The following is a 24,758-nucleotide window of genomic DNA, read 5'->3' as shown; positions in this document are numbered from 1 at the left end:
GTAAAACGAGTGGAGGCATTATGATACACAGCAGCACAATCTATGTTTTCCATAAATAATTTAGCTAGACTTTCATTTTTGGTGATAATTGCTGCTGAATGTCCACCAGAATATTTGTTTATTTTTTCAATAGAAGCTTCAATATTGGTAGTTTCTCCTATTACAATTTTATAATCTAAAAACTCTTCAGACCAAACAGCATCGGATTCAATTTGATTTAGATTATGATATTTCGCTACAATTTGATCACCTAAAATGGTAATATTAGCTTCCTTTAGTTTTTCAATTAATTGATTGATAAAACCTTTTTTATCAGGTAGATTTTCATCAATTAAAACCTTATCCACAGCATTGCATGCAGAAATTTTAGATTTTCCGTTTAAAATTACATCAATTGCAATATTAAGATCTGCTTCTTTTTCTACATAAACAAAGTTGTTGCCACGTCCACTAATAATAACAGGACAAGTAGCATGTTGTTTTACAAAAGCAATTAACCTTTCTCCACCTCTTGGTACTATTAAATCTATTTTTTGAGTTGGTTTTTCTAAAAAAGCCTGAGTTTCTTTTCTATTAAACTGTAAATATCCTACCCAATCTGTTGATGTATTGTGTTTCTGTAATGCTTTGTGCCATAATTCGACAATTTTTAGGTTAGAATGTAAAGATTCCTTGCCACCTTTTAATAAAATTTTATTACCAGATTTAAAAGCAATTCCAGCAGCTTCAACTGTAACATCTGGTCTAGATTCGTAAATAATTAAAACGGTGCCAAAAGAGGCAGTTTTATTATAAACTTGCATGCCATTTTCGTGCTTAAAGCTAAAACGCTCTACACCAACAGGATTCTCTTGAGAAGCCAAATGTTTTGCTGCTGCAATCATTTCATCAACTTTTGCATTTGTAACTTTTAAGCGGTCAAACATAGAAATATCATCACCTTTATAAGCTTCTAAATCTTTTTTGTTGATGCGAATCAATTCAGCCCTATTCACCTCTAAAAGTTCTGCCATGGTAAGCAAAACATTATTTCTTATTTCTATGGATAATAATGTGTTCATTTTTATTAAATATTCTAATTAATTTTAGAAACTACAATAAAATTTTTTAATCTAAAACATCAATTAAGGCTTCAAAAAACTCATCAATATGATTCTTTTTAATGTTTAAAGGAGGTAAAATTCTTAATAATTTTTTGTTAGAAGAACCGCCTGTAAAAATATGATGATCGTAAATTAATTTTTTACGTAAATCGCCTACCTCAAAATCAAATTCTAAGCCTAACATTAAGCCTCTACCTTTAATTTTTTTTATTTGTGAAATTGTTTTTGCAATTTTTATAAGATAAGACGACATTTCGTTTACGTTGTCTATTAATTTTTCTTTTTCAATAACCTTTAATACCGCTAAACCAGCTGCGCAAGCTAAATGATTCCCTCCAAATGTTGTACCTAGCATTCCAAATTTAGCTTCAATATTTGGGTGAATTAAAATTCCGCCAATAGGAAAACCATTTCCCATTCCTTTTGCAATAGAAATAATATCAGGAGTTAAATTATAATGTTGATAAGCAAAAAACTTTCCAGAACGACCATAACCAGATTGAACTTCATCAGCAATAAATAAGGTGTTATTTGCCTTACAAAGTACATCAACTTGTTCAAAAAAATCTTTAGTTGCTTGGTCTAAACCACCAACACCTTGAATCAATTCTACAATTACAGCACAAACATCCCCTTTTTCTAATTCCTTTTTTACGCTATCAATATCATTTAAGTCTAAAATAGTAACTTTTTGCTGTGCGTTTATTGGAGCAATTATAGTTTTATTATCTGTTGCAGCAACAGCAGCAGAAGTACGTCCGTGAAAACCATTTTTAAAAGCAACGACTCTTGATTTATTCGTTTTAAAAGACGCTAGTTTTAATGCATTTTCATTAGCTTCTGCACCAGAATTACATAAAAATAACTCGTAATCTTTACAACCAGAAAGTAATTCAATTTTATCTGCTAATTTTTTTTGCAAAGGATTTTGCACTGCATTTGAGTAAAACCCTATTTTAGAAACTTGTTTAGTGATAGCATCCACATATTTTGGATGCGCATGACCAATAGAAATAACAGCATGACCGCCATATAAATCTAAATATTCAGTTTTATTTTCATCGTAAACATAAACTCCCTTGGCTTTTACAGGAGTTACATCATACAAGGGGTATACATTAAACAAAGGCATAATCGTTGGTTTTAGGTTGTTATTATGGTTGATTCTTTTTCTTTAATTTGTTTTTATTTGGTTGATTTTTTCAAAAGAAGCATTAATTCCTTTAATTAAAGCAGCACTTAATCCTTGATGCTCCATTTCGTTTAAACCCTCGATAGTACAACCACTTGGTGTAGTTACTCTATCAATTTCTGCTTCCGGATGATTACCAGATTTTTTTAATAAAGATGCAGCTCCAAAACAGGTTTGCATTGCCAATTCGTGTGCTTCAGCAGCTTCAAATCCTAATTGAATAGCACCTTGCGTTGTTGCTCTAATTAAACGCATCCAAAAGGCAATTCCGCTTGCACAAATAACAGTTGCTGCTTGTAATTGCTCTTCAGGAATTTCCATAGAAACACCTAAACTATTAAAAATTGTTTTTGTTAGTTCAATTTTTTCTTTTCCTTTACCATTTGGAGAAAGACAAGTCATAGACTGACGAACAGAAGCAGCGGTATTAGGCATTGCTCTAACAATAGCATGTTTTGCCCCAATAATATTTTCTATTTTTCCAATAGAGAAACCTGTAGCAACAGAAATTATTAACTGATCTTTTCTAAGTAAATATTTTACTTTTCCTAAAATTTTACTAAGATGTTTTGGCTGTACAGCAAAAATGATAATATCAGCATTATCAACAGCAAAGGCGTTATCTGCAGTTAATGTTACCTCTTTGTACTTTTTAAAATTACTTAAAGATTCTAGATTTCTTTTGGATAAATACAAAGTGCTAACAGCTTTTTTTGACAATAATCCTTTTGCGATTGATTGCCCTAAACTACCTGCTCCAATAATTGCTACTTTCATAAATTTTGATTTATGGTTGTTAGTTATTGGTTTTTGGAGGTTTAACTATAAAAAACCAACCAAAAACCATCAACCAACTCTTAAAAATAATTTGCTTTTAAATTTAATCCTAAAATTTCTTCAAAGCCATACATTAAATTCATATTCTGAATAGCTTGACCAGAAGCTCCTTTTAATAAATTATCTATTGTACTAGTTATTAGTAACTTATTTCCGTGTTTTTCTAACTGAACCAAACACTTATTTGTATTAACTACTTGTTTCATATGAATCGATTCATCAGAAACAAACGTAAATGCTGCGTCTTTGTAAAATTCTTTATAGATGTTTTTTGCATCTTCTAAAGAACCCTCAAATTTTGTATAAGTTGTTGCAAAAATCCCCCTTGAGAAATTTCCTCTATTTGGCATAAAATTGATTTCAGACGTAAAATCTGATTGCAATTGGGTTACAGTTTGATTAATTTCCCCCAAATGCTGATGTGTAAAGGCTTTATAATGAGAAAAGTTATTATCTCTCCAAGTAAAATGTGTTGTTTTTGATAATGAAGTTCCTGCACCCGTTGCTCCTGTTACAGCATTGATATGAATATCATTTTGTAATAAACCGTTTGTAGCTAAAGGTAAAATTGCCAATTGTAACGCAGTTGCGAAACAACCTGGATTTGCAATATACTTAGCAGATTTTATAACTTTTTTTTGTAGTTCGGGTAAACCATACACAAACTCTTTACCATCAATAACTTTATCTTTAGTTAATCTAAAATCATTACTTAAATCAATAATTTTTGTGTTTTCTGAAAAACTATTTTTTTTTAAAAAGGCAGTAGAATTTCCATGACCTAAGCACAAGAATAAAACGTCTACATTAGGATTAATTTTTTGCGTAAAATCAATTTCTGTAGATCCTAATAAATCTTGATGTACGTTATACAATTTGTTACCAGCATTAGAGGTGCTATACACAAAATTGATGTTTGTTTCTGGGTGATTTAATAATAACCTAATTAATTCGCCAGCAGTATAACCTGCACCACCAATAATTCCTACTTCTAAACTCATTGTTTTATTGTGTAATCGTTTAATCGTTTAATTGTACAGTTTATTAATTAAACAATTCAACAGTTAAACTTATTTTTTATTTACTTGTTGATATATCTTGTTCTGATTTCCTAAAATCTTAATAAAACCTTTAGCATCATTAGCTGTCCAAGCCTTGTTTTCTTCTCCATACGTGCTAAATTTACTTGACATTAAGTCATGTTCAGAAACAATACCATCCAAAGAAAAATGATACGGTTTTAAGGTAACTAACACATTACCAGAAACCATTTTTTGAGAACTTTGTAAAAAAGCTTCAGTATCTCTCATAACAGGATCTAAATATTGGCCTTCATGCAAATGCATTCCGTAAAAACTAGACAAGTATTCTTTGTGTTGTAATTGCCATTTTGTAAGTGTGTGTTTCTCTAATAAATGATGCGCTTTTACTGTAATTAAAGCAGCAGCAGCCTCAAAACCAACTCTACCTTTTGTACCCACAATGGTATCACCTACATGAATATCTCTACCAATTGCAAATTTAGATGCAATATTGTTTAGATTTTCTATGTTGATTTCAGGTTTATTTTTTTCACCATTTAAAGCAACAAACTCACCATTTTTAAAAGTAAGTGTCACTTTTTCTTCACCTTCTTTTTCTAATTGAGAAGGATAAGCTTCGTTTGGTAAAGGTTTTTCTGATTTTAAAGTCTCTACACCACCAACACTTGTTCCCCAAAGCCCTTTGTTTACAGAATATTTAGATTTTTCCCAAGGCATATCAATTCCTTCAGATTTTAAATAATCTATTTCTTCTTGTCTTGTTAGTTTCTGATCTCTAATAGGTGTAATAATTTTAATATTTGGTGCTAATGTTTGAAAAATCATATCAAACCTTACTTGATCATTTCCTGCACCAGTAGAACCATGTGCAATATATGCTGCATCAATACTTTTAGCATATTCTATTATTTCAATAGCTTGAATTATTCTCTCTGCACTAACAGAAAGCGGATACGTACTATTTTTTAAAACGTTTCCGAAAATTAAATACTTAACTACTTTATCATAAAAAGTAGCAATGGCATCAATATTTTTATACGTTGAAACACCCATTTTATAAGCATTACTCTCTATATGTTTAATTTCTTCGTCTGTAAAACCACCAGTATTTACGCTAACCGCATGTACATCATATTCTTTACTTAAACTTACGGCACAGTAAGATGTATCTAAACCACCACTATACGCTATTACTAATTTTTTCATTTTTTATCTTTTTTTAGAAACAAGTTTTGTTTCATGTTTTTTAATCTTTTAAATACGTTTTCTTTTACTTCTTTAGATGCTTCTTTATTATTATTTTTAGGATCAAACAACATACCTGTGCATAAACACATTTTTCTTTCGGTTCTTGTTAAAATATCGAAGTTTCTACAGGTTTGGCAACCATCCCAAAAGCTTTGGTCGTCTGTTAGTTCAGAAAATGTTACAGGTTTATAGCCTAAATCACTATTTAGTTTCATAACAGCTAAACCTGTAGTTATACTAAACACTTTTGCTTCTGGAAACTTTGTTCTTGAGTGTTTAAAAATGACTTGCTTAATTTGTTTTGCCAATCCTATATTTCTATAATCAGGATGCACAATTAGACCAGAATTGGCAACAAATTTACCATGTCCCCATTTTTCTATATAACAAAATCCAGCAAATTTATCGCCATCTAAGGCAATAACAGCGTTACCATTTTCCATTTTAGTGGCTACATATTCTGGTTTACGCTTTGCAATTCCAGTGCCTCTAACTTGAGCAGCATCTTCTATAGTTTTGCAGATGATTTCTGCATAAATGATATGTGATTTATTTGCAATTACAATTTGCATTGTATTGATATTTTAAAATTAAATGTATTTGTGTTGTTGTTTTGAAATGCAGAATTGGACGCACCTAATTCCATAATTTATTGCACACCCAAAGGGCGAAATAAGAAAAAACGGCGCACATAGGGTTTGTTAGTGCTATTTGTAATAGTTCCGTTTTGTTTGCTTGTAAAGTTTGTTGTGTAATTCATGATAAAAAAATAAAAATAATAGATTCCCTTTGTGCTTTCTTTTAGAATAAGCGCATCTGACTGCGAAAGCGCAATCTGGGTACTATATTGTTTGTTTTATTTTTTGAAGTAATCATGCTGTAAAAGTAAATTATTTTTTATTTTAAAAGATACAAAACAATGTTTTTTGTAAATTTTTATCAAATTGATAAAAAAATAACTTTTTAATTGATTAATTTTTATCAAACCACCAAAAAACACGATGCTGATTGAATATGATGTTAAGTTTTAATTGATAAAAATCAAGTTAGCACATGTAAAAATCATCTTATTTTAAGATTTTTTACAATTCAGTATATAAAAAATACAGTTGGGTAAGCTTTAATTTAAAAAAAAGGATTTGTGTTGCATCTTTGAAACATCAAATAACAATAACATTTAAAAACAATTTATTATGAAATTTTTAGCATCATTTTTAATCTTAACTATGTTAACTATCACAAATAGTATAACAGCACAAAACCAAAACACAGCAACCAAAACAATTACAGTAACAGTTGTAAATGCAACTTCAGATACTGGTAAAATAGGATTTGCTTTGTACACCAAAGACAATTTTATGAGAAAACCAATACAAGGAAAAGAAGGTAAAATTAAAAACGGAAAAAGTACCGTGGTTTTTGAAAATGTGCCTTCTGGAGAATATGCCATTACTTGCTATCATGATAAAAACAACAATGATAGAATGGATTTTTCTAAAAACAGAATGCCTTTAGAAGATTATGGTGCTTCTAACAATGTAATGGCTTTTGCACCACCAACTTTTGAGAATGCAAAGTTTTTATTGAAAGATAAAAATTTAGAATTAGATATTAAATTTTAGTAAATTACGCTACTTATCTATCAATAACAAATAATAAACTTACAGATGAACAGCCAAGAGGTATATACAATTAAAAACATAAAGAAATCGGCAATTTTATGTTTAAAAATTACCATTATTTTTGGTGTAATATTTAGCTTAGTTTTTTGGCAAACATCTGTAGAAAGCATTGCTTGGTCTTTTATAATTTCTGGAATGTATTCTTTTGGAATTGGTTTTGGAAATGGTTTTTTAAACGGTTATTTATCTACCAAGTGGGATTGGATTACGCACACAAACCAAAGAGTTTGGGCTGGTATTATTGTAACAGTTTTATATACTATACCCGTTGTTCTAATTATTAATTACATAGTTTTTATTGTCATTAATAATAACAATCCTGCTAATTTTTTTAAAGGAAATTTCTTTTGGGCTCATTTGTTTTATATTATTCTTTCTTTAGCAGTTTCCACCTTTTTGCATGCAAGAGGTTTTATGAAAAATTGGAAAGCTGCAATGACCAAAGAAACCACCAAACAAGAAATTGTAGCAAAAACTGAAACAGCTAAATTTGAGTCTTTAAAAAACCAATTAGATCCGCATTTTTTGTTTAATAGCTTAAATGTTTTAACCAGTTTAATTGGCGAAAATCCAAACCAGGCAGAAAGGTTTACCACAAAGCTCTCTAAAGTGTATAGGTATGTTTTAGAACAAAGAAACAAAGATTTAGTACCTATAGAAGAAGAGTTAAAGTTTGCAAAAACTTACATGGAATTGTTAGGGATGCGTTTTGAAGATGCAGTAAAGTTTAACATACCAGACACTATAAGTAATAACGAGCTTAAAATTGTGCCTTTGTCTTTACAACTTTTATTAGAAAATGCTGTAAAGCACAATGTGGTTTCTAACTCTAAACCATTAACAATTAACATTTACGAAGAAAATAATTATTTAATTATAGAAAATAACATCAACCCAAAAGAAGCTGTAGGTAAAAGTACCAAAGTTGGTTTACAAAATATTGTAGACAGGTATGGGTTAATTACTCAAAAAGCAGTAAAAATAGAAAATAACAACAAAACTTTTAAGGTGAGTTTACCTCTCTTATTTAAAATGAACAATATTATGTATTCAGACAATTTAGAAAATAGCAAGTATGTAAAAGCAGTAGAAAGAGTAGAAAAATTAAAAGAATTCTATCAAAATTTAGCCTCTTACTGTTTGGTAATCCCTTTTTTAGTATTTATCAATTTAAAATTCTCACCAGGATTTTATTGGTTTTGGTTTCCAATGTTTGGATGGGGATTGGGCTTAACATTCCACTTTTTAGAAGTTAATAATTATAATATTTTCTTGGGTAAAAATTGGGAAGATAAAAAGATTAAAGAATTGATGGATAAAGAAAACAAACAAAAAAGATTACGATAATGAAACAACGATATACGGAAGAACAGCAATATATTTTAGCTCGTAAAAAAGTTGAAAAAATCAGAAAATTTTATAAGCATTTAGCTACTTATATTATTATTAATACTTTTTTAAGTGCCATTTTTATTGTTGGTGATATGAATGATGGAGATACTTTCAAGGAAGCATTTTGGGACTATCATAATTATAAAATTTGGTTATATTGGGGTATAGGAATTTTATTTCAAGCGATAAGTACTTTTGGTTTACCTTTATTTTTAAACAAAGATTGGGAACAAAGAAAAATAAACAATTATTTAGAACAAGAAAATAGAAAAAGATAATGGAAAGAGATTTTACAAGAGAACAACGTTTTTTAAAAGCTCAAAAAAGAGTAAAAGACATTAAAGGGTTCTACACACATTTAACAGTATATTGTTTGGTAATTCCTTTTATCATTTTTATCAACCTGAAATTTGTGCCTCATTTTCATTGGTTTTGGTTTTCGGTTTGTGGTTGGGGATTTGGTTTGTTTTTTCACTGGTTAAATACTTTCGGATTTAATTTATTTGGATTTGGAAATAACTGGGAAGAAAGAAAAATCAAAGAATTTATGAAAAATAAGAACTAACAACATGCAATCAAAATATATAGAACATCAGTTATACTTAAAAGCAGTTCAAAAAATTAAAGACATCAAAGGTTTTTACACCCATTTTATAGCATCCTTTTTAATTTTACCTTTTTTAGTGTTTATCAACTTACAAACGGTACCACAATTTCATTGGTTTTGGTATGCAATTATGGCTTGGTGCGTGGGTTTACTAATTCATTGGATTAATGTTTTTGCATTTTCTAAAATGGATTTTAAAAAAGAATGGATGGAGAAAAAAGTATTAAAGTTTGTTGGTGATCCTGTTGATAATAAAACAGCAGAAGAATCAACCCACATTCAAGAACAATACTATTTAAAAGCCAAAAAACAAGCAGAAGAAATTAAAGGATTTTACGTTCATTTAATTGTTTATGTATTTTCTTTTCCTTTGATTGTGTTTGTTAATTTAAAATTTGTACCAGGTTTTCATTTTTTCTGGTTCGCATTTGGAGGTATGTTAATTGCCCTGTTCTTTCACTGGTTAGGTGTTTTCGGTTTTGAGGTGTTAGGATTAGGAAAAAAATGGGAAGAAAGAAAAATGCAACAATTTTTAAATACTAATAATTAATATTATGCAAGAAGATTTTATACAAGAACAAAATTATGTTAGAGCACAAAAAAGAGTTAAAGAGCTAAAGGGTTTTTACATTCACCTAATTGTTTATATTTTAGTGAATCTTTTTTTAAGCGGAATTATAATTTATGGACTAATGCAAAGCGGGGATACATTTAAAGAAGCTATTACAAATTTCGGAACCTATTCTACCGCATTTTTCTGGGGAATAGGAATGTTCTTTCATTGGTTAGGTGTTTTCGGTTTCAAATCTTTAGGTTTAGGTAAAGATTGGGAAAATCGTAAAATACAAGAATTAATGGATAAAGATGATGAGAAAAAAAGATTGAAGTAGGGTGTTTTCAGCATAAAAATTTTTCAATTATTATTTTGTATGCTTTGTATTTTTTTTTGATTTTACCAACAATTAACAATCAACAATCAACAATCAACAATCAACAATCAACAATCAACAATCAACAACCAACAACCAACAACCAACAACCAACACCTAACAACTAAAAAAATGAATGTATTAATTATAGAGGATGAAAAACCAGCAGCAAGAAGATTAAACAGAATGTTGGCAGCCTTAAATATAGAAGCGCAGCAAATGTTGCATTCTGTAGAAGAATCTTTAAATTGGTTGCAGAATAACGAACATCCAGATTTAATTTTTCTTGACATTCAACTTTCAGATGGTTTGTCTTTTGAAATTTTTGAAGAGATAGATGTAAAATCTGCTATTATTTTTACCACTGCTTATGATGAATATGCCTTAAAAGCCTTTAAATTAAATAGCATAGATTATTTACTAAAACCTTTAGATGAAGACGAATTAAAAGTTGCTGTAGACAAGTTTAAAGCAAATCAATCTAAACAAACAGGAGTGCAGGTAAATTTAGACGACATAAAAAAATTACTAATTAATCCTGTAGATAGAAAATATAAAAAACGTATTTCTATAAAAGTTGGGCAACACATAAAAATTGTAAATATCGATGAAATTGAATGCTTTTACAGCGAAAATAAATCAACCTATATACATACTTCAGACAATAGGAATCATTTGTTAGACCATTCATTAGAAAATTGGCAAGAACAATTAGACCCAGAACATTTTTATAGAGTTAACCGAACTTTTATCATCCATATAAACGCCATAAAAGACATTATTGCCTATTCTAATTCGCGTTTAAAATTAATATTACACTCTTATAACGAACAAGAAATAATTGTAAGTAGAGAACGTGTAAAAGATTTTAAGAATTGGATTGATTAACACCTCTATTTTTGATTTTTAATTCATCAGTAAAATAGTTTTACAAAAAAATAAAAACAGTAAATCAAAAAATAATTCACCTCAATTACTTTATCTATATTTGATTAATTTTTAAAAAGAGTTGATACCATTTTGAGAACAAGTTTAATCATTGTAAAATATTACCCAATTTTTGCCTTTTTTGGATTTTTATCAATGGCAATTTTCAGAATACCTCTATTTTTCAATAAAAATATACAATTTTACAAATTAATGGGTACAGGTAAAAATGGTACTTTTGATAAAGTTCCAGATTTATCTCAATGGTCTATTTTAATTACTTATGATGGTAATTTAACGTTAAAAGAGCAATTTGGAAGTTTTATCTTAAAATGGTTTGAATTATTCTGTAAAAAACAAACTATTTATTTATTAAAACCAATTGAAGGTCATGGTTTATGGGATCAAAAAAAGGTTTTTGGCGATTTACCACCATCAACAGATTATGAAGGAGAAATAGCGGTATTAACCAGGGCTACAATTCGGTTAAATAAATTACGATATTTTTGGCAAAATGTAGCGCCAGTTGCATCTCAAATGGCTACTGCAGATGGCTTTATAACTTCTTACGGAGTTGGGGAGATACCATGGGTTAAACAAGCAACTTTTAGTATTTGGCAATCAAAAGCAAAGATGAAAAAATTTGCATACAGAATGCCACAACATAAAGCTGTTATTAAAAAAACAAGAAAACAAGATTGGTATAGTGAGGATATGTTTACACGTTTTACAATCCAACAAAAAATTGAAAAATAATTCGTCTTTTTTATTTTGATCTAAGCACACTAATTTTTTTAATAAATTTTTAAAAATATTTGGATATATTTTAATCAAAAAATAGGGTTAAATATTATTTTGTTTTATATTTTTACAAAAACATTAAACAAATGAAAAGAGTGGCTATTATTGGAAGTGGAGTTGCTGGTTTAGCAACTGCAATCCGATTATCTCTAAAGAATTACGATGTTACTGTTTTTGAAGCCAATTCTTACTTTGGTGGTAAACTATCTTCATTTGAAAAAGACGGTTTTACTTTTGATGGGGGTCCTTCTCTTTTTACAGCTCCAGAAAATATAGAAGCACTTTTTACTTTGGCTAAAAAAGATATTAATAACTATTTTACATATCGTTCTTTAGATGAAAGTTGTCGTTATTTTTTTGCAAATGGTAAAAAAATTACCGCTCAAAAAAATGTGGATGCTTTTGCTGATGAAGCAGAAAAAGTTTTTGGTGAGCCATCAGAAAACATTAAAAGGTATCTTGAAAATAGCAAAAAAGCCTACAAAAATATAGGAGAACTTTTTTTAGATTTTCCTTTAGATTTAAGTTTGATCACAAAAAGTGAAACATATAAAGCTTTGTTTAGTGTTAAGTTTCCTTACATTGCAAAGTCATTAAATAGTTACAATGAATCAAGTTTTAAAACACCAGAAATGATTCAGCTTTTTAATCGGTTTGCAACTTATAATGGTAGTAATCCTTACAAGGCACCAGCTATGTTAAGTATGATTTCTAGTTTAGAACAAAGCCAAGGAACTTTTTATCCAAAGGGAGGAATGATAAGTATTACCAATGCTTTGGTACAATTGGCAAAAGATGTTGGTGTTCAATTTTACTTAAATAGTAAAGTAGAAAAAATTGAAACATTAAAAGATACAGTTAACGGAGTTCTAGTAAACGGAAAAAATTATAAAGCAGATATAGTTGTAAGTAATATGGACATTTATTACACCTATAAAAATTTACTAACAGATAAAAAATATGCTAAAAAAGTTTTAAAACAAGAAAGAAGTAGTAGTGCCTTTATTTTTTATTGGGGAATTAATACAACTTTTTCAGAATTAGGTTTGCATAATATTTTTTTTAGTGAAGATTATAAAAAGGAATTCAAAGAAATTTTTGAGGAATCAATTTTACCTGTTGAGCCAACCATTTATGTAAATATCACCTCTAAACACGATAAAAATCATGCACCAAACAATAGTGAAAATTGGTTTGTAATGGTTAATGCTCCTGCACATAATAAACATAATTGGGAAGAGCAAAAAGAAAAAGTGAAAAAGTTTATTATAAAACAAATAAATAAACAATTAAATACGAATCTTGAAAAGCATATTGTTGCAGAAGAAACCCTTTCTCCATTAAATATTCAAGAAAAAACAGCAAGTTTTATGGGATCTCTATACGGCACAAGTAGTAATAGCAAAATGGCTGCTTTTTTTAGACAACAAAATAGAAGTAAACATTATAAAAATTTATTTTTCTGTGGTGGTAGCGTTCATCCTGGTGGAGGAATTCCTTTATGTTTTAAAAGTGCAAAATTAGTAGCAGATGGTATTCAGTAATATATTTAAACACAAATATAGATTAGCCTTAGCAATAAGTTTATTATTTCATGTGAGTGCCATAATTGGCTTACTTTTTACTAAGTACAACGATTTTTTTATTGAAAATACACCTTTGAATTTAATCATATCAATGGTATTGGTATTATACACACATCAAAAAATTAATAAAAAACTTTGGTTCTTTTTTGCTGCTTGTATTTTTGCAGGTCTTATTTATGAAATTGTTGGAATAAATACAGGTTTTCTATTTGGAGATTATGAATATTCAAACGTTATGGGCATTAAAGTTTTTGGCGTTCCTGTTTTATTAGGCATTTTATGGTTTACAACCATGTATTGCGTTGGTAGTTTAAGTTTTCAATTTTATAATTTTCTTAAAGTTAAACATAATTTTAAAATTTCTACTAAAATAGAACCTCATTTTTTGGCAATAATTGGGGCATTTGCAGCAGTTTTTTTAGATTTTTTTTTAGAACCAGTTGCTATTAAATTAAATTTTTGGCAGTGGTTTCCTTATGGAGAAATTCCAATTTATAATTACGTTTGTTGGTTTTTCGGAAGTTTAATTTTACAGTATTTTTTCGTAAATTTGAGTTTTAATAAACAGAATAAATTCGCGGTTTATTTATTTACTATTCAACTAATATTTTTTATAACCATTATCTTATTTTATAAATGATTTTCCTTTTAATCTTATCAATTACTTTAGTAACTTTTATTATAATGGAAGGTATTACTTGGGCAATGCATAAATATGTAATGCACGGATTTTTATGGTATTTGCATGAAGATCATCACAAACCCAACAATCACTTTTTCGAGAAAAATGATACTTTTTTTTTAATTTTTGCCATACCAAGTTGGTTGTGTATTATGATTGGTTTAGAAGATAAAATATTTTGGCTTGCAGGTATTGGGTTTGGTATTGCACTGTATGGTTTTGCTTATTTTATGGTACATGATGTAATTATTCATCAGCGTTTTAAATGGTTTTCGAGAAGTAATAACATATATGTAAAAGCTATAAAGTGGGCGCATAAAATGCACCATAAGCATCTTGATAAAGAGAAAGGCGAAAGTTTCGGTTTGTTATTTGTTGCTAAAAAGTATTGGGAAAAGGTGCTTAAAGACAAGGCAATTCGCAAGCAAAAATTATAATTTTTTCTGAAAATTGAAATAAAAATATCGAGACATCCTTTTTTACAACTCACTAATCTAAAATAACAATTCACTATATTTCTTTTTTTATTAATGATGATAAGTTTCATTTTTGATGAAAATTAGAAATTATGAAGAAAATATTTAAAGCATTTTATGTTTCATTTACCATTTTTGCGGTTTTAACGCTAATTTTATTATCTGCTCAAATTATTACAATTGGTTATGATAATATTAGTTTTAAAAAATCCTACTTACCAACTATATTTATATTTTATATTCCTATTTTAATATCTTTTTTATTTCATAAGAAAGAAAATTATAAAATTATAATTATTAAAGCACTTCTAACTTCATTTGTTCTATCTTATATAAGTTTATGTTTTTTTTTCAAATATATTTTAGTTTCTAAATCTATTAGTTTTTTTAATTTAAATTTATTGTCTTTATCAATAATTAGTTTATTAACTACCTTGTTTTTTAGTGTTTTCTTGTTGATTTTCAATAAGCATAAATTAAAAAAGGTAATAAAAGTAAAGGTTAATTATTCTAATAAAAAGCTCTTATTATTCCCTTTTCTGTGTTCAATTATTTATACGTTAATAGTTTTATTTGAATCTCCAAGTTTTTTCAATATTACAATTGTCTGGGGAAATATTTTTCCTTTAGGTATTTTTTGCTCATATATTTCTTTTAGCTTTTTTAACTCTTCATACACAAAGTTTAATAATACAAAAAGATTTTTTTTAGTAATATTATATTATTTTATAGTTGCTTTGTTTTTATCTTATGCCTTTAATGCCATAAAGATGATTACTTTTTTTTCTGTATTTAAAAAAGTAGGAGGCATAAATAATTTGGTGCACACAATTACTTTGTTTAGCCCCTATTTTTTAATAATTATCGCTTTAGTTCATCTATATTATTTGAAATTAGTTTCCAAAGCAGAAAAACAACACTTAACACAACAATCTTTAGAATCTCAACTCAATTATCAACAGTTAAAAAATCAGATAAGTCCACATTTTTTATTTAATAATATAAATGTGTTAACCAGTTTAATAGAAGAAAACCCTAAAAAAGCAGTTAGTTTTTCAGAGAATTTATCTAATATATACAGGTGTTTTTTAGAACAAGAAAAACAAGATGTTGTCTTATTAAAAGACGAAATTGCGTTTGCAAAAAGCTATTTAGCCCTTCTTAAAGATCGTTTTGAAGTCGGTTTAAATTTTACAATTAATATCGATGAAAAAGCAAAGGAAAAATATATTGTTGCTACCATTTTACAACAAGTTTTAGAAAATGTTGTAAAACACAATACGATTAATGAAGATAATCTTGTTACCATTGAAATATCATCTAAAGAAAATTATTTAATTGTAGAAAACAATAAGAATGTAAAGTTAAAAACAGCAAATACCTCTAAAAAGGGAATAGAAAACATTAAAAAAAGAATTGCTTTTTTTACGGATGAAAAAGTAATCATAAAAAACAAACCTGAAGTGTATATAATTTATTTACCAATTTTAGAAACTGTCTAATGAAAGCCTTAATTATAGAAGACGAGTTGCCATCTGCAAGAAGATTAGAACGTTTGTTACAAGGTTTTGAAATAGAGATTTTAGATAAACTCAGTTCAATAAAATCTTCAATTAATTGGTTTCAGAAAAACGAACAACCAGATCTTATTTTTTTAGATGTACAACTTTCAGATGGTTTGTGTTTTGAGATTTTTAAATATGTAAAAATCACTTCGAAAATTATTTTTACAACAGCTTTCATCGATTATAGTATTCAAGCTTTTGATTATAATAGCATTTCTTATTTGTTAAAACCCATTAATAAAGAAAAATTAAATGAAGCTATTTTAAAAGCGCAAAAACTACATCAAAAAGAAACTGATTTTGAGCAATTTAAAAAGTTAATGAGTACTTATAAAACAGAGAAATACAAAGAATCTTTTACAGTAAAATTAGGTAAAAAGATAAAAATTTTAAAAACTGACGAAATTGGTTGTTTTTTTAGTTTTGAAAACGCTACGTATTTAAACACTTCTCAAGGTAACTATATCATCAATCATTCTTTAACAAGTTTACAGAACGATTTAAATCCAGCAGAATTTTTTAGAGTCAATCGTACATATATTGTACATATTAATGCCATAAATGATATTATTGGGTATTCTAATTCGCGTTTAAAAATAATTTTAAACTCATACAACGAAAACGAAATAATTGTAAGTAGAGAGCGTGTTAAAGATTTTAAGGCTTGGATTGATTAGAGTTTTGAGTTTTACAGTTTTATTTATTATGTTGATAATAATCTTTAATTTATTCTAACTTCAAATTTTTATAAAACAATTTCTTTAAAAAATTCCCTACTTCTCAAACTTTACTTATTTTTATGCTCATAACTTGAACTCGTTTCAGGTGCTAATTAATTCAGTTTTGTATGAGCCAAAAAGAAGAATTTTTTAAATATATAAATGAAGGTTACAAAACCAAAGGAGATTTTTTACCTTTAGGTGCAGCAATGTTAGGCGAAGAAACTATTACAGATGCCATAGTTAAAGTACCTCTTAAAACTCTAAATAGGCATGGTTTAATTGCAGGTGCAACTGGTACAGGTAAAACAAAAACCCTACAAGTTTTAGCCGAGAATTTATCAGAAAAAGGGATTCCTGTTTTGTTAATGGACATTAAAGGAGATTTGTCTGGTTTGGCACAACCTAGTCCTGGGCATGCAAAAATAGACGAAAGACATGCAAAAATTGGTTTTCCTTTTACCGCTAAAAAATTCCCAATAGAAATATTAACCCTCTCAGAACAAGATGGTACTAGGTTACGTGCAACTATTTCTGAATTTGGTCCTGTTTTATTATCAAGAATTTTAGATTTAACAGAAACACAAAGTGGTATTGTTGCCATTATTTTTAAATATTGTGACGATAATAAGTTTCCTTTATTAGACATTAAAGACTTTAAAAAAGTACTGCATTATGTTACTAATGAAGGTAAAGAGGAAATTCAAGCAGAATATGGGCGAATTTCATCATCATCTACAGGAGCTATTTTGCGTAAAATTATAGAAATAGAACAACAAGGAGGAGATTTGTTTTTTGGAGAAAAATCTTTTGAAGTAGAGGACTTAACCAGAGTAGATGAGGATGGAAAAGGAATCATTTCTGTTTTAAGATTAACTGATATTCAAGACAAGCCCAAGTTGTTTTCTACTTTTATGTTGCAATTATTAGCAGAAGTTTATGAGACTTTTCCTGAACAAGGAGATGCTGACAGACCAGAACTCATCATATTTATAGATGAAGCACATTTGGTTTTTGAACAAGCCTCTAAAGCCTTGTTAAACCAAATAGAAAGTATTGTAAAATTAATTCGTTCTAAAGGTATTGGTTTGTATTTTGTCACTCAAAATCCAAAAGATGTACCAGAAGATATTTTAGCTCAGTTAGGTTTAAAAGTACAACACGCATTAAGAGCTTTTACAGCAAAAGATAGAAAAGCCATAAAGTTAGCAGCAGAAAATTATCCAACTTCAGATTATTACGATACTAAAGAAGTATTAACAAAATTAGGAATTGGAGAAGCATTTATATCCGTTTTAAACGAAAAAGGAATACCTACACCTTTGGCAAGAACCATGTTGCGTGCGCCAATGAGTAGAATGGATGTTTTAACAGATAAAGAGTTGAAACAAGTTATAAATAATTCGCGTTTATTCTATAAGTATAATGAAAATTTAGATAGAGAAAGCGCTTACGAATTGCTAAATTCTAAAATAGAAAAAGTAAATTTGGCAGAAGCCAAAGCCATAGCAAAAGAAAAAGCGCAGAAGGAAAAAGAACGTTTGGCAAAAGAAAAAGAGAAAGAAAGAGAGCGAGAAGCAAAAGCGAATAGAACATACTCTAGAAGACGAAGTACCAGACAAAATCCAATTGTAAAAGTACTAACTAGTGCAACTTTTATAAGAGCCGCATTTGGTATTTTAAAAAAAGTATTAAAATAACAACACAAAATAAACGTTATAAAACGTATAAAATTAACAAAATGATTAAAAAAAATATTGTAACAAGCTTAGTAATTATATGTTCAGTGTTATTAATAAGCTGTGGAGATGGAGGTAAATATAAAATTGAAAAAGGTAAAGTTGGACATTTAACAACCAAAACTAAAATTTCTGATTTAAACAAAATATTCGAAAAAGACTCTATTGTAAAAAACTTAAGCGAGGGCGCTTTAGGAGACGATTATTTTCAAGATGATGATGAATATTTAATTTACGAAAAAGGAGGAAAGCACCTTTTAACCATAGTACCAAAACAACAATTAGATTCACTTTCTACCATAAAAAGTGTAGAGATTTTTGATGCTAAATATGCCACAGAAACAGGTATTAATATCAATTCTACCTTTTCAGAAATTAATGCCAATAACAATATCAATAGAATAGAATCTACATTTTCTACAGCAACTTTGTTTATCAACGATTTTAACATTACAGTTGCCATAGACAAAGAGGAACTAGGTTTAAGAGATTTTAGCACACAAAAGGTAACTATTGAGCAAATTCCAGATTTGGCAAAAATGAAATCTTTGGTCGTTTGGTTTAATTAGGGCGTAACCACACAAAAAAGTGTGGTCGTGCTTTACGTTATATCTTTTTTTTATTTGTTGAATCCATTTTAGCAACTGTTTATAAAAAACGTTCTGTTAAACTAGAGGCATTTTTTCAATTTATATAAAAAAAAAGGATGCCACTTCAATCACTTACGCAAAATGCAACCCATTATGAAAAAAAATTACACCATTCAAAAATCACCTTTTATAGTACCCACAACCGATGGTAAACTCATAGAAGAACATTTTGGCAATGCAACAGATGGCAACTCACAATTAAGTATGGCACATATGGTTGCACCTTCTGGTTGGAGCGAGCCTTTTCAAACCCCAGAGTTTGATGAATATACCTACATCATAAAAGGAAAAAAACAATTTATTATAGAAGGAGAAACCATTATTTTAAAAGCTGGAGAATCTATTAAAATCAACAAAAAAACAAGAGTACAATATTCCAATCCTTTTAAGGAATCTTGTGAATATTTAGCCATCTGTTTGCCCGCTTTTTCTATGGATTTGGTAAATAGAGAAGAGGCCTAAGCCTTTTTTCTTGTTAAGTAAAAGGGTAGGTAAATCAATAAAAAATACGGAATTACAATTAGCTCTACCACAAAAATATATTGTGGCCAATCACCAAAAAAATCCAGTAAAGTTGCTGCATTTGGTTTTCTATTTGTGTAAAAATAATTAGAACCTAAAAAGTTATTGATAACAAACATTAGTAACATGTAAACTTGCATGGCTAAAAAAGCTTTACCAACACTTTTTAAAGTGGGCCTTAATTGGTAAACAAAAGTGGCAAAAAACATAAAAATTACTAAGCCAGCATGCACATACCAATATCTAAAGAATTTAAAATTTAAGTAATTATAATCATCTGGTGTAATTAAAGATTGTAAAGTGCCTGCAATTACTAAGAAAAAAAAGATTTCGTAATACAATAATTTTCTAGTGAAAGATAATAAAGGTATTACCAAGGTTAAAAAACTACATAAATGTAAAGGTAAATCTGTCTTATAATTAAAATTACCATTATAAACACTTACAAAAACACCCAATAGAGTAGTAGCACAAATTGAAAACGCAAAAACATTCCCTATTTTATTTTGCACTGTTTTAGGTTGTTTTTTACTTATAAAAATCAATAAAGAACCAAAACAAAAAATAAAAAGTATTACGCCCAAATGTTGGGTTGTAAAAGGGACAAAATTGTTGTTTTCTTCTATGAAAAAATTCATTTTTTAAAATAATCTTTGCAATCTATAAAATTAAAAATTCATATTAAACATTTAAAAGTATTAATAAAGTTAATTAAAAATCTGATTCTTATACTTTTTAAATACAAAATTTAATAAATTGCCTTAAAAATAATTACATGAAAAACTATATAGCTCCTAAAGTGATAAGACAAGTTTTTGTTTTACTCTTAATTTTATTAATAGGAATACTCATTTTTAGAGAAATGATGCCGTATTTATCTGGAATTTTAGGAGCGATAACCATTTATGTACTATTAAGAAAGTGGATGATTTTCTTGGTAAAGAAAAATTGGAAACCAGATTTAGCTGCTGCTTTTATCATGTTGGTTTCTTTTGTTTGTATTTTGTTACCTGTGGCGGGTATAGTTTTAATGTTAGGTAATAAAATAGGTGATGCAGTAAATAACTATGAACAAGTAATGGCAGCAGTAAAAACCCAACTAAATAAAATAGAAAATAGATTTGGTTATAACTTAACAGATAATATAAATACCTCTGAATTTTCTAGTTGGGTAACTAACAACTTAGAAGGGTTTGCAGGTAGTACTTTTAATATTTTTATAGCTATTGGTATTATGTATTTTTTATTATACTATATGTTTACCAATAGATCTGAACTTAGATCTTCTTTATATGAATATATACCTATTAGTGAAAGAAATTTAAAAATTATTGGTAAAGAGTCTCAAGCCATGGTGCGTTCTAATGCTATTGGAATACCATTAGTAGCAATATCACAAGGTATTATTGCATTGATTGGTTTTTTAATATTTGGTATTTCAGATCCTTTCTTTTGGTTTGTGGTGGTTACAGTAGGTTCTATGATACCGTTTGTGGGTACTTTAATTGGTATTTTACCAGTTTTTTTACTAACACTTACTTCAGGAAACAATTTTGCGGCTTGGGGTATTTTAATATATGGTTTGGTTGTAGTTGGATCTACAGATAATATTATTCGATTATTTGTGCTTAGAAAGTTAGACAATGTACACCCATTAATTACTTTAATTGGGGTAATTGTTGGTGTGCCTCTATTTGGCTTTATTGGACTTATTTTTGGTCCACTTTTAATAAGTTTATTTTTGATAATTGTAAGAATCTATAAAAAAGAGTTCGGAGAACATCATCAAGATGATAAAAAAGTACTTTAGTGTTTTCTGTTTTTTAAAGAAGCAAGTTTTCTGTTTTTCTTCTTGTTTATATAATGTCTTAAAACTCCGCCTTTCACACTATTTACGTCAAATTCGACAATAAAGGCGTTTTCGTCTAACTCTTGTACAATTCTGTACATTTTTTTAATATCAATTCTATTTATAATAGAATGGATAATGTCAAAATCTTCTACTTTACCATTATTGCCAAAACCAGAACTACCTTTGTAAATAGTTAAACCAACACCCAACTCTTCTAAAATAGCTTTTTTTATAACGGCATTATTTTTAGAAACTATGGTAACACCAATAAAATCCTCAAAACCTTCTATTACAGTATCTGTAACCTTAGCAGCAATAATGTAAGTAAGTATTGAGTAAAGTGCAATTTCTATAGTTTCAACAAAAGCAGTTGCCGTAAATAAAATGATATTAAAGAGCATTACAATTTTGCCAATACTAATTCCGAATTTGTCATTTAGGTAAATCCCTAAAATTTCAGAACCATCTAAAACCGATCCATTTCTAATAGCAGTTCCAATTCCAGAGCCTACCAATAATCCTCCGAAAATAGAAATCAGTAATTTATCATCTGTAATGGTTTGAAAGTTTTCGAAATGAATAAATAAAGCAACTCCTAAAATGCTGATTACAGATTTAATTACAATACGTTTTGCAACTGTAAAATAGCCTAAAATCAAAAACGGAATGCTAAACAGTATTAGCAAATAAGACATGTTAATGTCTACCTGAGTTCTTACCAATAAAGCAATACCCGTAACGCCACCATCTAAAAAACCATTAGGTAATAAAAAAGCTTTTAAACCCAAACTTGTTAAAACGATACCAACAAATATTTGAAAATATTCAGAAAAATAAGTTTTAACATTTTTTAGATTCATCTAGTCATTTTTTCTTTTACAAGCTAATAAAGTATTTTTTAATAGCATTGCAATTGTCATTGGACCAACGCCACCTGGTACAGGAGTAATATATTCTGATTTTTCTGCAACTTCTTTAAAAGCAACATCACCCACCAATCTAAATCCATTTTTCTTAGAAGGATCTGCAACTCTAGTAATACCAACGTCTATCACAGTTACATCGTTTTTAACCATGTCTGCTTTTAAAAATTCTGGTATTCCAATAGCAGCCACAATAATATCTGCTTGTAAAGTAATTTCTTTTAAATTTTTAGTTCTACTATGGCACATGGTAACAGTAGCATTACCTACTTTTCTTTTTTGCGATAGTAAAATACTCATTGGGCTACCTACAATATGACTTCTACCTAAAACAACCACATGTTTACCAGAAGTTTCTACTTCGTATCTATCTAACAATTCTAAAATACCAAAAGGTGTTGCAGAAATAAAAGTTGGTAAGTTTAATGCCATTTTACCAACATTTGTTGGATGAAATCCGTCTACATCTTTATCTGGATCTACTGCCATTATAACCTTTTGTTCATCTATATGTTTTGGTAATGGAAGCTGCACAATAAAACCATCAATGTCGTTATCTATATTTAAAACAGCAATTTCATTAAGTAACTCTTCTTCTGTAATGTCTTCTGGTAAACGAATTAAAGTAGACTCGAAACCAACACGTTCGCAAGCTTTTACTTTTGCATTTACATAGGTAATACTAGCACCATCATTACCAACGATAATAGCTGCTAAGTGTGGTGTTTTTTTATCATTATTTCTTAAATCGTCTACTTCTAAAGAAATTTCTTCCTTAATGTCTGCAGCTGTTTTTTTTCCGTCTAATAAAATCATTTTATTGTTTCAAGGTTACAAGTTGAGATTTCTCAATCGCTTAAAAAAAGCTCATTTCGAAATGACATTTGTTAATGTTTTTTATTTTTATTACTTCACACTTCATTACTTCATTACTTCATTACTTCATTCCTTTCATCATCTGCATCATCTTTTTGCCACCACCACCTTGCATCATCTTCATCATTTTACTCATTTGATTAAATTGCTTCATTAACTGATTTACTTCTTGTATAGAAGTTCCAGATCCTTTCGCAATTCTTTTCTTTCTGCTTGAGTTTATGCTTGCTGGTTCGCTTCTTTCACCAGGTGTCATAGAATGTATAATAGCTTCAATTCCTTTAAAAGCGTCATCATCAATATCTACATCCTTTAAAGCTTTTCCAGCACCAGGAATCATACCCATAAGGTCTTTCATGCTTCCCATTTTTTTAATTTGCTGAATTTGATTTAAGAAATCATCAAAACCAAATTGGTTTTTTGCAATTTTTTTCTGCAGTTTTCTAGCTTCTTCTTCGTCATATTGATCTTGGGCTCTTTCTACTAAAGAAACCACATCTCCCATACCCAAAATACGGTCTGCCATTCTATCTGGATGAAATACATCAATCGCATCCATTTTTTCACCAGTACCAATAAATTTTATAGGCTTATCAACCACAGATTTTATAGAAAGTGCAGCTCCACCTCGTGTATCACCATCTAACTTTGTTAGTATAACACCATCAAAATTTAAAATATCGTTAAAGGCTTTTGCAGTATTTACAGCATCTTGCCCAGTCATAGAATCTACCACAAATAAAGTTTCTTGTGGTTCTATTGCCTTATGGATATTAGAAATTTCTGTCATCATTTCTTTATCTACAGCCAAACGACCGGCAGTATCTATAATTACGACATTTTTACTATTGGCTTTTGCATGTGCGATAGCATTTTTAGAAATTTCTACAGGATTGTTATTCCCAACTTCAGCATATACTTCTACACCAATTTGTTCTCCAACAACTTGCAATTGATTGATTGCTGCAGGTCTATATACATCACAACCCACCAATAAAACTTGCTTGCTTTTTTTGTTTTTTAGATAGTTTGCTAATTTTCCAGAAAAAGTAGTTTTACCAGAACCTTGTAAACCAGACATTAAAATTACGGTTGGAGATCCTCCTAAATTTACACCAACAGTTTCACCTCCCATTAACTCAGTTAGTTCATCTTTAACCAACTTTACCATTAGTTGTCCAGGATTTAATGTAGTTAATACATCTTGTCCTAACGCTTTGGTTTGTACTTTTTTGGTAAATTCTTTGGCTATTTTAAAGTTAACATCGGCATCTAACAGCGCTCTTCTAACTTCTTTTAACGTTTCTGCAACGTTAACTTCTGTAATTTTACCATGCCCTTTTAGGGTGTGTAAGGCTTTATCTAATTTATCGCTTAAATTATTAAACATAATTTGTGTCTTTTTTT

General features: G+C 28.8%; 27 protein-coding genes. 17 read left to right on the top strand and 10 right to left on the bottom strand.

Going from position 1 to position 24,758, the window contains the following annotated elements; all coding sequences use genetic code 11:
• The 6 genes from ACTG3S_RS00470 to ACTG3S_RS00445 form a co-directional block, all read right to left on the bottom strand.
• Positions 1 to 1,061 (bottom strand): glutamate-5-semialdehyde dehydrogenase (locus tag ACTG3S_RS00470; RefSeq protein WP_439127409.1); only part of this gene is annotated, 1,061 nt, incomplete at its 3' end.
• 46 nt (positions 1,062 to 1,107) lie between these two features.
• On the bottom strand, positions 1,108 to 2,235 hold the full coding sequence (locus ACTG3S_RS00465) for an aspartate aminotransferase family protein (protein ID WP_439127408.1): 1,128 nt from the start codon (positions 2,233 to 2,235) through the stop codon (positions 1,108 to 1,110).
• Between the two features lie 42 nt (positions 2,236 to 2,277).
• Complete coding sequence (proC, locus tag ACTG3S_RS00460) at positions 2,278 to 3,072, bottom strand: pyrroline-5-carboxylate reductase (RefSeq protein WP_439127407.1); 795 nt, start codon at positions 3,070 to 3,072, stop codon at positions 2,278 to 2,280.
• 80 nt (positions 3,073 to 3,152) lie between these two features.
• Positions 3,153 to 4,133 (bottom strand): N-acetyl-gamma-glutamyl-phosphate reductase, encoded by a 981-nt coding sequence (gene argC, locus ACTG3S_RS00455; protein WP_439127406.1) that lies wholly within the window; start codon positions 4,131 to 4,133, stop codon positions 3,153 to 3,155.
• A 69-nt stretch (positions 4,134 to 4,202) separates the two neighbouring features.
• Complete coding sequence (locus ACTG3S_RS00450) at positions 4,203 to 5,381, bottom strand: argininosuccinate synthase (protein ID WP_439127405.1); 1,179 nt, start codon at positions 5,379 to 5,381, stop codon at positions 4,203 to 4,205.
• Complete coding sequence (locus ACTG3S_RS00445; protein ID WP_439127404.1) at positions 5,378 to 5,995, bottom strand: GNAT family N-acetyltransferase; 618 nt, start codon at positions 5,993 to 5,995, stop codon at positions 5,378 to 5,380. Before ACTG3S_RS00445 ends, ACTG3S_RS00450 begins: the two co-directional genes overlap by 4 nt.
• Before the next feature lie 621 nt (positions 5,996 to 6,616).
• On the opposite strand from ACTG3S_RS00445, the gene ACTG3S_RS00440 reads away from it, so the two are divergent.
• From ACTG3S_RS00440 to ACTG3S_RS00365, 16 genes are all read left to right on the top strand, one after another.
• Entirely contained in the window at positions 6,617 to 7,045 is a 429-nt protein-coding gene (locus ACTG3S_RS00440; protein ID WP_439127403.1) for a DUF2141 domain-containing protein, read from the top strand.
• 45 nt (positions 7,046 to 7,090) lie between these two features.
• Entirely contained in the window at positions 7,091 to 8,452 is a 1,362-nt protein-coding gene (locus tag ACTG3S_RS00435; RefSeq protein WP_439127402.1) for a 2TM domain-containing protein, read from the top strand.
• The gene (locus ACTG3S_RS00430) at positions 8,452 to 8,775 is read left to right on the top strand and encodes a 2TM domain-containing protein (protein WP_439127401.1); all 324 of its coding nucleotides are present in this window, start codon (positions 8,452 to 8,454) and stop codon (positions 8,773 to 8,775) included. Before ACTG3S_RS00435 ends, ACTG3S_RS00430 begins: the two co-directional genes overlap by 1 nt.
• Positions 8,775 to 9,062, top strand: coding sequence for a 2TM domain-containing protein (locus tag ACTG3S_RS00425; RefSeq protein WP_439127400.1), 288 nt, complete (start codon positions 8,775 to 8,777; stop codon positions 9,060 to 9,062). The genes ACTG3S_RS00430 and ACTG3S_RS00425 overlap by 1 nt, the downstream gene beginning before the upstream one ends.
• 4 nt (positions 9,063 to 9,066) lie before the next feature.
• Positions 9,067 to 9,654, top strand: coding sequence for a 2TM domain-containing protein (locus ACTG3S_RS00420; protein WP_439127399.1), 588 nt, complete (start codon positions 9,067 to 9,069; stop codon positions 9,652 to 9,654).
• A 4-nt stretch (positions 9,655 to 9,658) separates the two neighbouring features.
• Positions 9,659 to 9,994 (top strand): 2TM domain-containing protein, encoded by a 336-nt coding sequence (locus ACTG3S_RS00415; RefSeq protein WP_439127398.1) that lies wholly within the window; start codon positions 9,659 to 9,661, stop codon positions 9,992 to 9,994.
• Between the two features lie 171 nt (positions 9,995 to 10,165).
• Positions 10,166 to 10,921 (top strand): LytR/AlgR family response regulator transcription factor, encoded by a 756-nt coding sequence (locus ACTG3S_RS00410; RefSeq protein WP_439127397.1) that lies wholly within the window; start codon positions 10,166 to 10,168, stop codon positions 10,919 to 10,921.
• Positions 10,922 to 11,053: 132 nt separating this feature from the next.
• On the top strand, positions 11,054 to 11,716 hold the full coding sequence (locus ACTG3S_RS00405) for a spheroidene monooxygenase (RefSeq protein ID WP_439127396.1): 663 nt from the start codon (positions 11,054 to 11,056) through the stop codon (positions 11,714 to 11,716).
• A gap of 131 nt (positions 11,717 to 11,847) precedes the next feature.
• Complete coding sequence (gene crtD / locus ACTG3S_RS00400; RefSeq protein WP_439127395.1) at positions 11,848 to 13,305, top strand: 1-hydroxycarotenoid 3,4-desaturase CrtD; 1,458 nt, start codon at positions 11,848 to 11,850, stop codon at positions 13,303 to 13,305.
• Positions 13,292 to 13,987: a carotenoid biosynthesis protein gene (locus ACTG3S_RS00395; RefSeq protein WP_439127394.1), complete on the top strand. Its 696-nt coding sequence runs from the start codon at positions 13,292 to 13,294 to the stop codon at positions 13,985 to 13,987. Before crtD ends, ACTG3S_RS00395 begins: the two co-directional genes overlap by 14 nt.
• A complete protein-coding gene (locus ACTG3S_RS00390; protein WP_439127393.1) occupies positions 13,984 to 14,466 on the top strand; it encodes a beta-carotene hydroxylase in 483 nt (160 codons plus the stop codon). The genes ACTG3S_RS00395 and ACTG3S_RS00390 overlap by 4 nt, the downstream gene beginning before the upstream one ends.
• Before the next feature lie 809 nt (positions 14,467 to 15,275).
• Positions 15,276 to 16,007 (top strand): sensor histidine kinase, encoded by a 732-nt coding sequence (locus ACTG3S_RS00385; RefSeq protein WP_439127392.1) that lies wholly within the window; start codon positions 15,276 to 15,278, stop codon positions 16,005 to 16,007.
• Positions 16,007 to 16,747 (top strand): LytR/AlgR family response regulator transcription factor, encoded by a 741-nt coding sequence (locus ACTG3S_RS00380; protein WP_439127391.1) that lies wholly within the window; start codon positions 16,007 to 16,009, stop codon positions 16,745 to 16,747. The genes ACTG3S_RS00385 and ACTG3S_RS00380 overlap by 1 nt, the downstream gene beginning before the upstream one ends.
• 170 nt (positions 16,748 to 16,917) lie before the next feature.
• Complete coding sequence (locus ACTG3S_RS00375) at positions 16,918 to 18,489, top strand: helicase HerA-like domain-containing protein (RefSeq protein ID WP_439127390.1); 1,572 nt, start codon at positions 16,918 to 16,920, stop codon at positions 18,487 to 18,489.
• A gap of 41 nt (positions 18,490 to 18,530) precedes the next feature.
• Entirely contained in the window at positions 18,531 to 19,097 is a 567-nt protein-coding gene (locus ACTG3S_RS00370; protein WP_439127389.1) for a hypothetical protein, read from the top strand.
• A gap of 174 nt (positions 19,098 to 19,271) precedes the next feature.
• Positions 19,272 to 19,640, top strand: a complete 369-nt coding sequence (locus ACTG3S_RS00365) for a cupin domain-containing protein (RefSeq protein ID WP_439127388.1) — start codon at positions 19,272 to 19,274, stop codon at positions 19,638 to 19,640.
• Here the strand turns inward: ACTG3S_RS00365 and ACTG3S_RS00360 are convergent.
• Positions 19,637 to 20,338, bottom strand: a complete 702-nt coding sequence (locus ACTG3S_RS00360) for a YwaF family protein (RefSeq protein WP_439127387.1) — start codon at positions 20,336 to 20,338, stop codon at positions 19,637 to 19,639. The two genes, ACTG3S_RS00365 and ACTG3S_RS00360, sit on opposite strands and share 4 nt — an antisense overlap.
• Before the next feature lie 137 nt (positions 20,339 to 20,475).
• On the opposite strand from ACTG3S_RS00360, the gene ACTG3S_RS00355 reads away from it, so the two are divergent.
• A complete protein-coding gene (locus ACTG3S_RS00355) occupies positions 20,476 to 21,510 on the top strand; it encodes an AI-2E family transporter (RefSeq protein WP_439127386.1) in 1,035 nt (344 codons plus the stop codon).
• Here the strand turns inward: ACTG3S_RS00355 and ACTG3S_RS00350 are convergent.
• The 3 genes from ACTG3S_RS00350 to ffh form a co-directional block, all read right to left on the bottom strand.
• Positions 21,507 to 22,412: a YitT family protein gene (locus ACTG3S_RS00350; protein WP_439127385.1), complete on the bottom strand. Its 906-nt coding sequence runs from the start codon at positions 22,410 to 22,412 to the stop codon at positions 21,507 to 21,509. The genes ACTG3S_RS00355 and ACTG3S_RS00350 overlap by 4 nt on opposite strands.
• Positions 22,413 to 23,291 carry a bifunctional methylenetetrahydrofolate dehydrogenase/methenyltetrahydrofolate cyclohydrolase FolD gene (folD, locus tag ACTG3S_RS00345; protein WP_439127384.1) on the bottom strand — a complete coding sequence of 293 codons (879 nt, stop codon included), beginning with the start codon at positions 23,289 to 23,291 and terminating at the stop codon, positions 22,413 to 22,415. It lies immediately after the preceding gene.
• 121 nt (positions 23,292 to 23,412) lie between these two features.
• A complete protein-coding gene (gene ffh, locus ACTG3S_RS00340; protein WP_439127412.1) occupies positions 23,413 to 24,741 on the bottom strand; it encodes a signal recognition particle protein in 1,329 nt (442 codons plus the stop codon).
• Between the last annotated feature and the right edge of the window lie 17 nt (positions 24,742 to 24,758).

The sequence above is a fragment of the Polaribacter sp. genome (assembly GCF_965656025.1).
Classification (GTDB): domain Bacteria; phylum Bacteroidota; class Bacteroidia; order Flavobacteriales; family Flavobacteriaceae; genus Polaribacter.
The sequence above is the reverse complement of the archived record's forward strand: the minus strand, read 5'-3'. Positions and strand labels throughout refer to the sequence as shown.

What these genes read in the sequence shown, in the direction of transcription:
- ACTG3S_RS00465 (WP_439127408.1), bottom strand. Translation starts at nt 2,235, where the DNA reads ATGCCTTTGTTTAATGTATACCCCTTGTATGATGTAACTCCTGTAAAA.
- proC (WP_439127407.1), bottom strand. Translation starts at nt 3,072, where the DNA reads ATGAAAGTAGCAATTATTGGAGCAGGTAGTTTAGGGCAATCAATCGCA.
- argC (WP_439127406.1), bottom strand. Translation starts at nt 4,133, where the DNA reads ATGAGTTTAGAAGTAGGAATTATTGGTGGTGCAGGTTATACTGCTGGC.
- ACTG3S_RS00450 (WP_439127405.1), bottom strand. Translation starts at nt 5,381, where the DNA reads ATGAAAAAATTAGTAATAGCGTATAGTGGTGGTTTAGATACATCTTAC.
- ACTG3S_RS00445 (WP_439127404.1), bottom strand. Translation starts at nt 5,995, where the DNA reads ATGCAAATTGTAATTGCAAATAAATCACATATCATTTATGCAGAAATC.
- ACTG3S_RS00440 (WP_439127403.1), top strand. Translation starts at nt 6,617, where the DNA reads ATGAAATTTTTAGCATCATTTTTAATCTTAACTATGTTAACTATCACA.
- ACTG3S_RS00435 (WP_439127402.1), top strand. Translation starts at nt 7,091, where the DNA reads ATGAACAGCCAAGAGGTATATACAATTAAAAACATAAAGAAATCGGCA.
- ACTG3S_RS00430 (WP_439127401.1), top strand. Translation starts at nt 8,452, where the DNA reads ATGAAACAACGATATACGGAAGAACAGCAATATATTTTAGCTCGTAAA.
- ACTG3S_RS00425 (WP_439127400.1), top strand. Translation starts at nt 8,775, where the DNA reads ATGGAAAGAGATTTTACAAGAGAACAACGTTTTTTAAAAGCTCAAAAA.
- ACTG3S_RS00420 (WP_439127399.1), top strand. Translation starts at nt 9,067, where the DNA reads ATGCAATCAAAATATATAGAACATCAGTTATACTTAAAAGCAGTTCAA.
- ACTG3S_RS00415 (WP_439127398.1), top strand. Translation starts at nt 9,659, where the DNA reads ATGCAAGAAGATTTTATACAAGAACAAAATTATGTTAGAGCACAAAAA.
- ACTG3S_RS00410 (WP_439127397.1), top strand. Translation starts at nt 10,166, where the DNA reads ATGAATGTATTAATTATAGAGGATGAAAAACCAGCAGCAAGAAGATTA.
- crtD (WP_439127395.1), top strand. Translation starts at nt 11,848, where the DNA reads ATGAAAAGAGTGGCTATTATTGGAAGTGGAGTTGCTGGTTTAGCAACT.
- ACTG3S_RS00395 (WP_439127394.1), top strand. Translation starts at nt 13,292, where the DNA reads ATGGTATTCAGTAATATATTTAAACACAAATATAGATTAGCCTTAGCA.
- ACTG3S_RS00390 (WP_439127393.1), top strand. Translation starts at nt 13,984, where the DNA reads ATGATTTTCCTTTTAATCTTATCAATTACTTTAGTAACTTTTATTATA.
- ACTG3S_RS00385 (WP_439127392.1), top strand. Translation starts at nt 15,276, where the DNA reads ATGATTACTTTTTTTTCTGTATTTAAAAAAGTAGGAGGCATAAATAAT.
- ACTG3S_RS00380 (WP_439127391.1), top strand. Translation starts at nt 16,007, where the DNA reads ATGAAAGCCTTAATTATAGAAGACGAGTTGCCATCTGCAAGAAGATTA.
- ACTG3S_RS00375 (WP_439127390.1), top strand. Translation starts at nt 16,918, where the DNA reads ATGAGCCAAAAAGAAGAATTTTTTAAATATATAAATGAAGGTTACAAA.
- ACTG3S_RS00370 (WP_439127389.1), top strand. Translation starts at nt 18,531, where the DNA reads ATGATTAAAAAAAATATTGTAACAAGCTTAGTAATTATATGTTCAGTG.
- ACTG3S_RS00365 (WP_439127388.1), top strand. Translation starts at nt 19,272, where the DNA reads ATGAAAAAAAATTACACCATTCAAAAATCACCTTTTATAGTACCCACA.
- ACTG3S_RS00360 (WP_439127387.1), bottom strand. Translation starts at nt 20,338, where the DNA reads ATGAATTTTTTCATAGAAGAAAACAACAATTTTGTCCCTTTTACAACC.
- ACTG3S_RS00355 (WP_439127386.1), top strand. Translation starts at nt 20,476, where the DNA reads ATGAAAAACTATATAGCTCCTAAAGTGATAAGACAAGTTTTTGTTTTA.
- ACTG3S_RS00350 (WP_439127385.1), bottom strand. Translation starts at nt 22,412, where the DNA reads ATGAATCTAAAAAATGTTAAAACTTATTTTTCTGAATATTTTCAAATA.
- folD (WP_439127384.1), bottom strand. Translation starts at nt 23,291, where the DNA reads ATGATTTTATTAGACGGAAAAAAAACAGCTGCAGACATTAAGGAAGAA.
- ffh (WP_439127412.1), bottom strand. Translation starts at nt 24,741, where the DNA reads ATGTTTAATAATTTAAGCGATAAATTAGATAAAGCCTTACACACCCTA.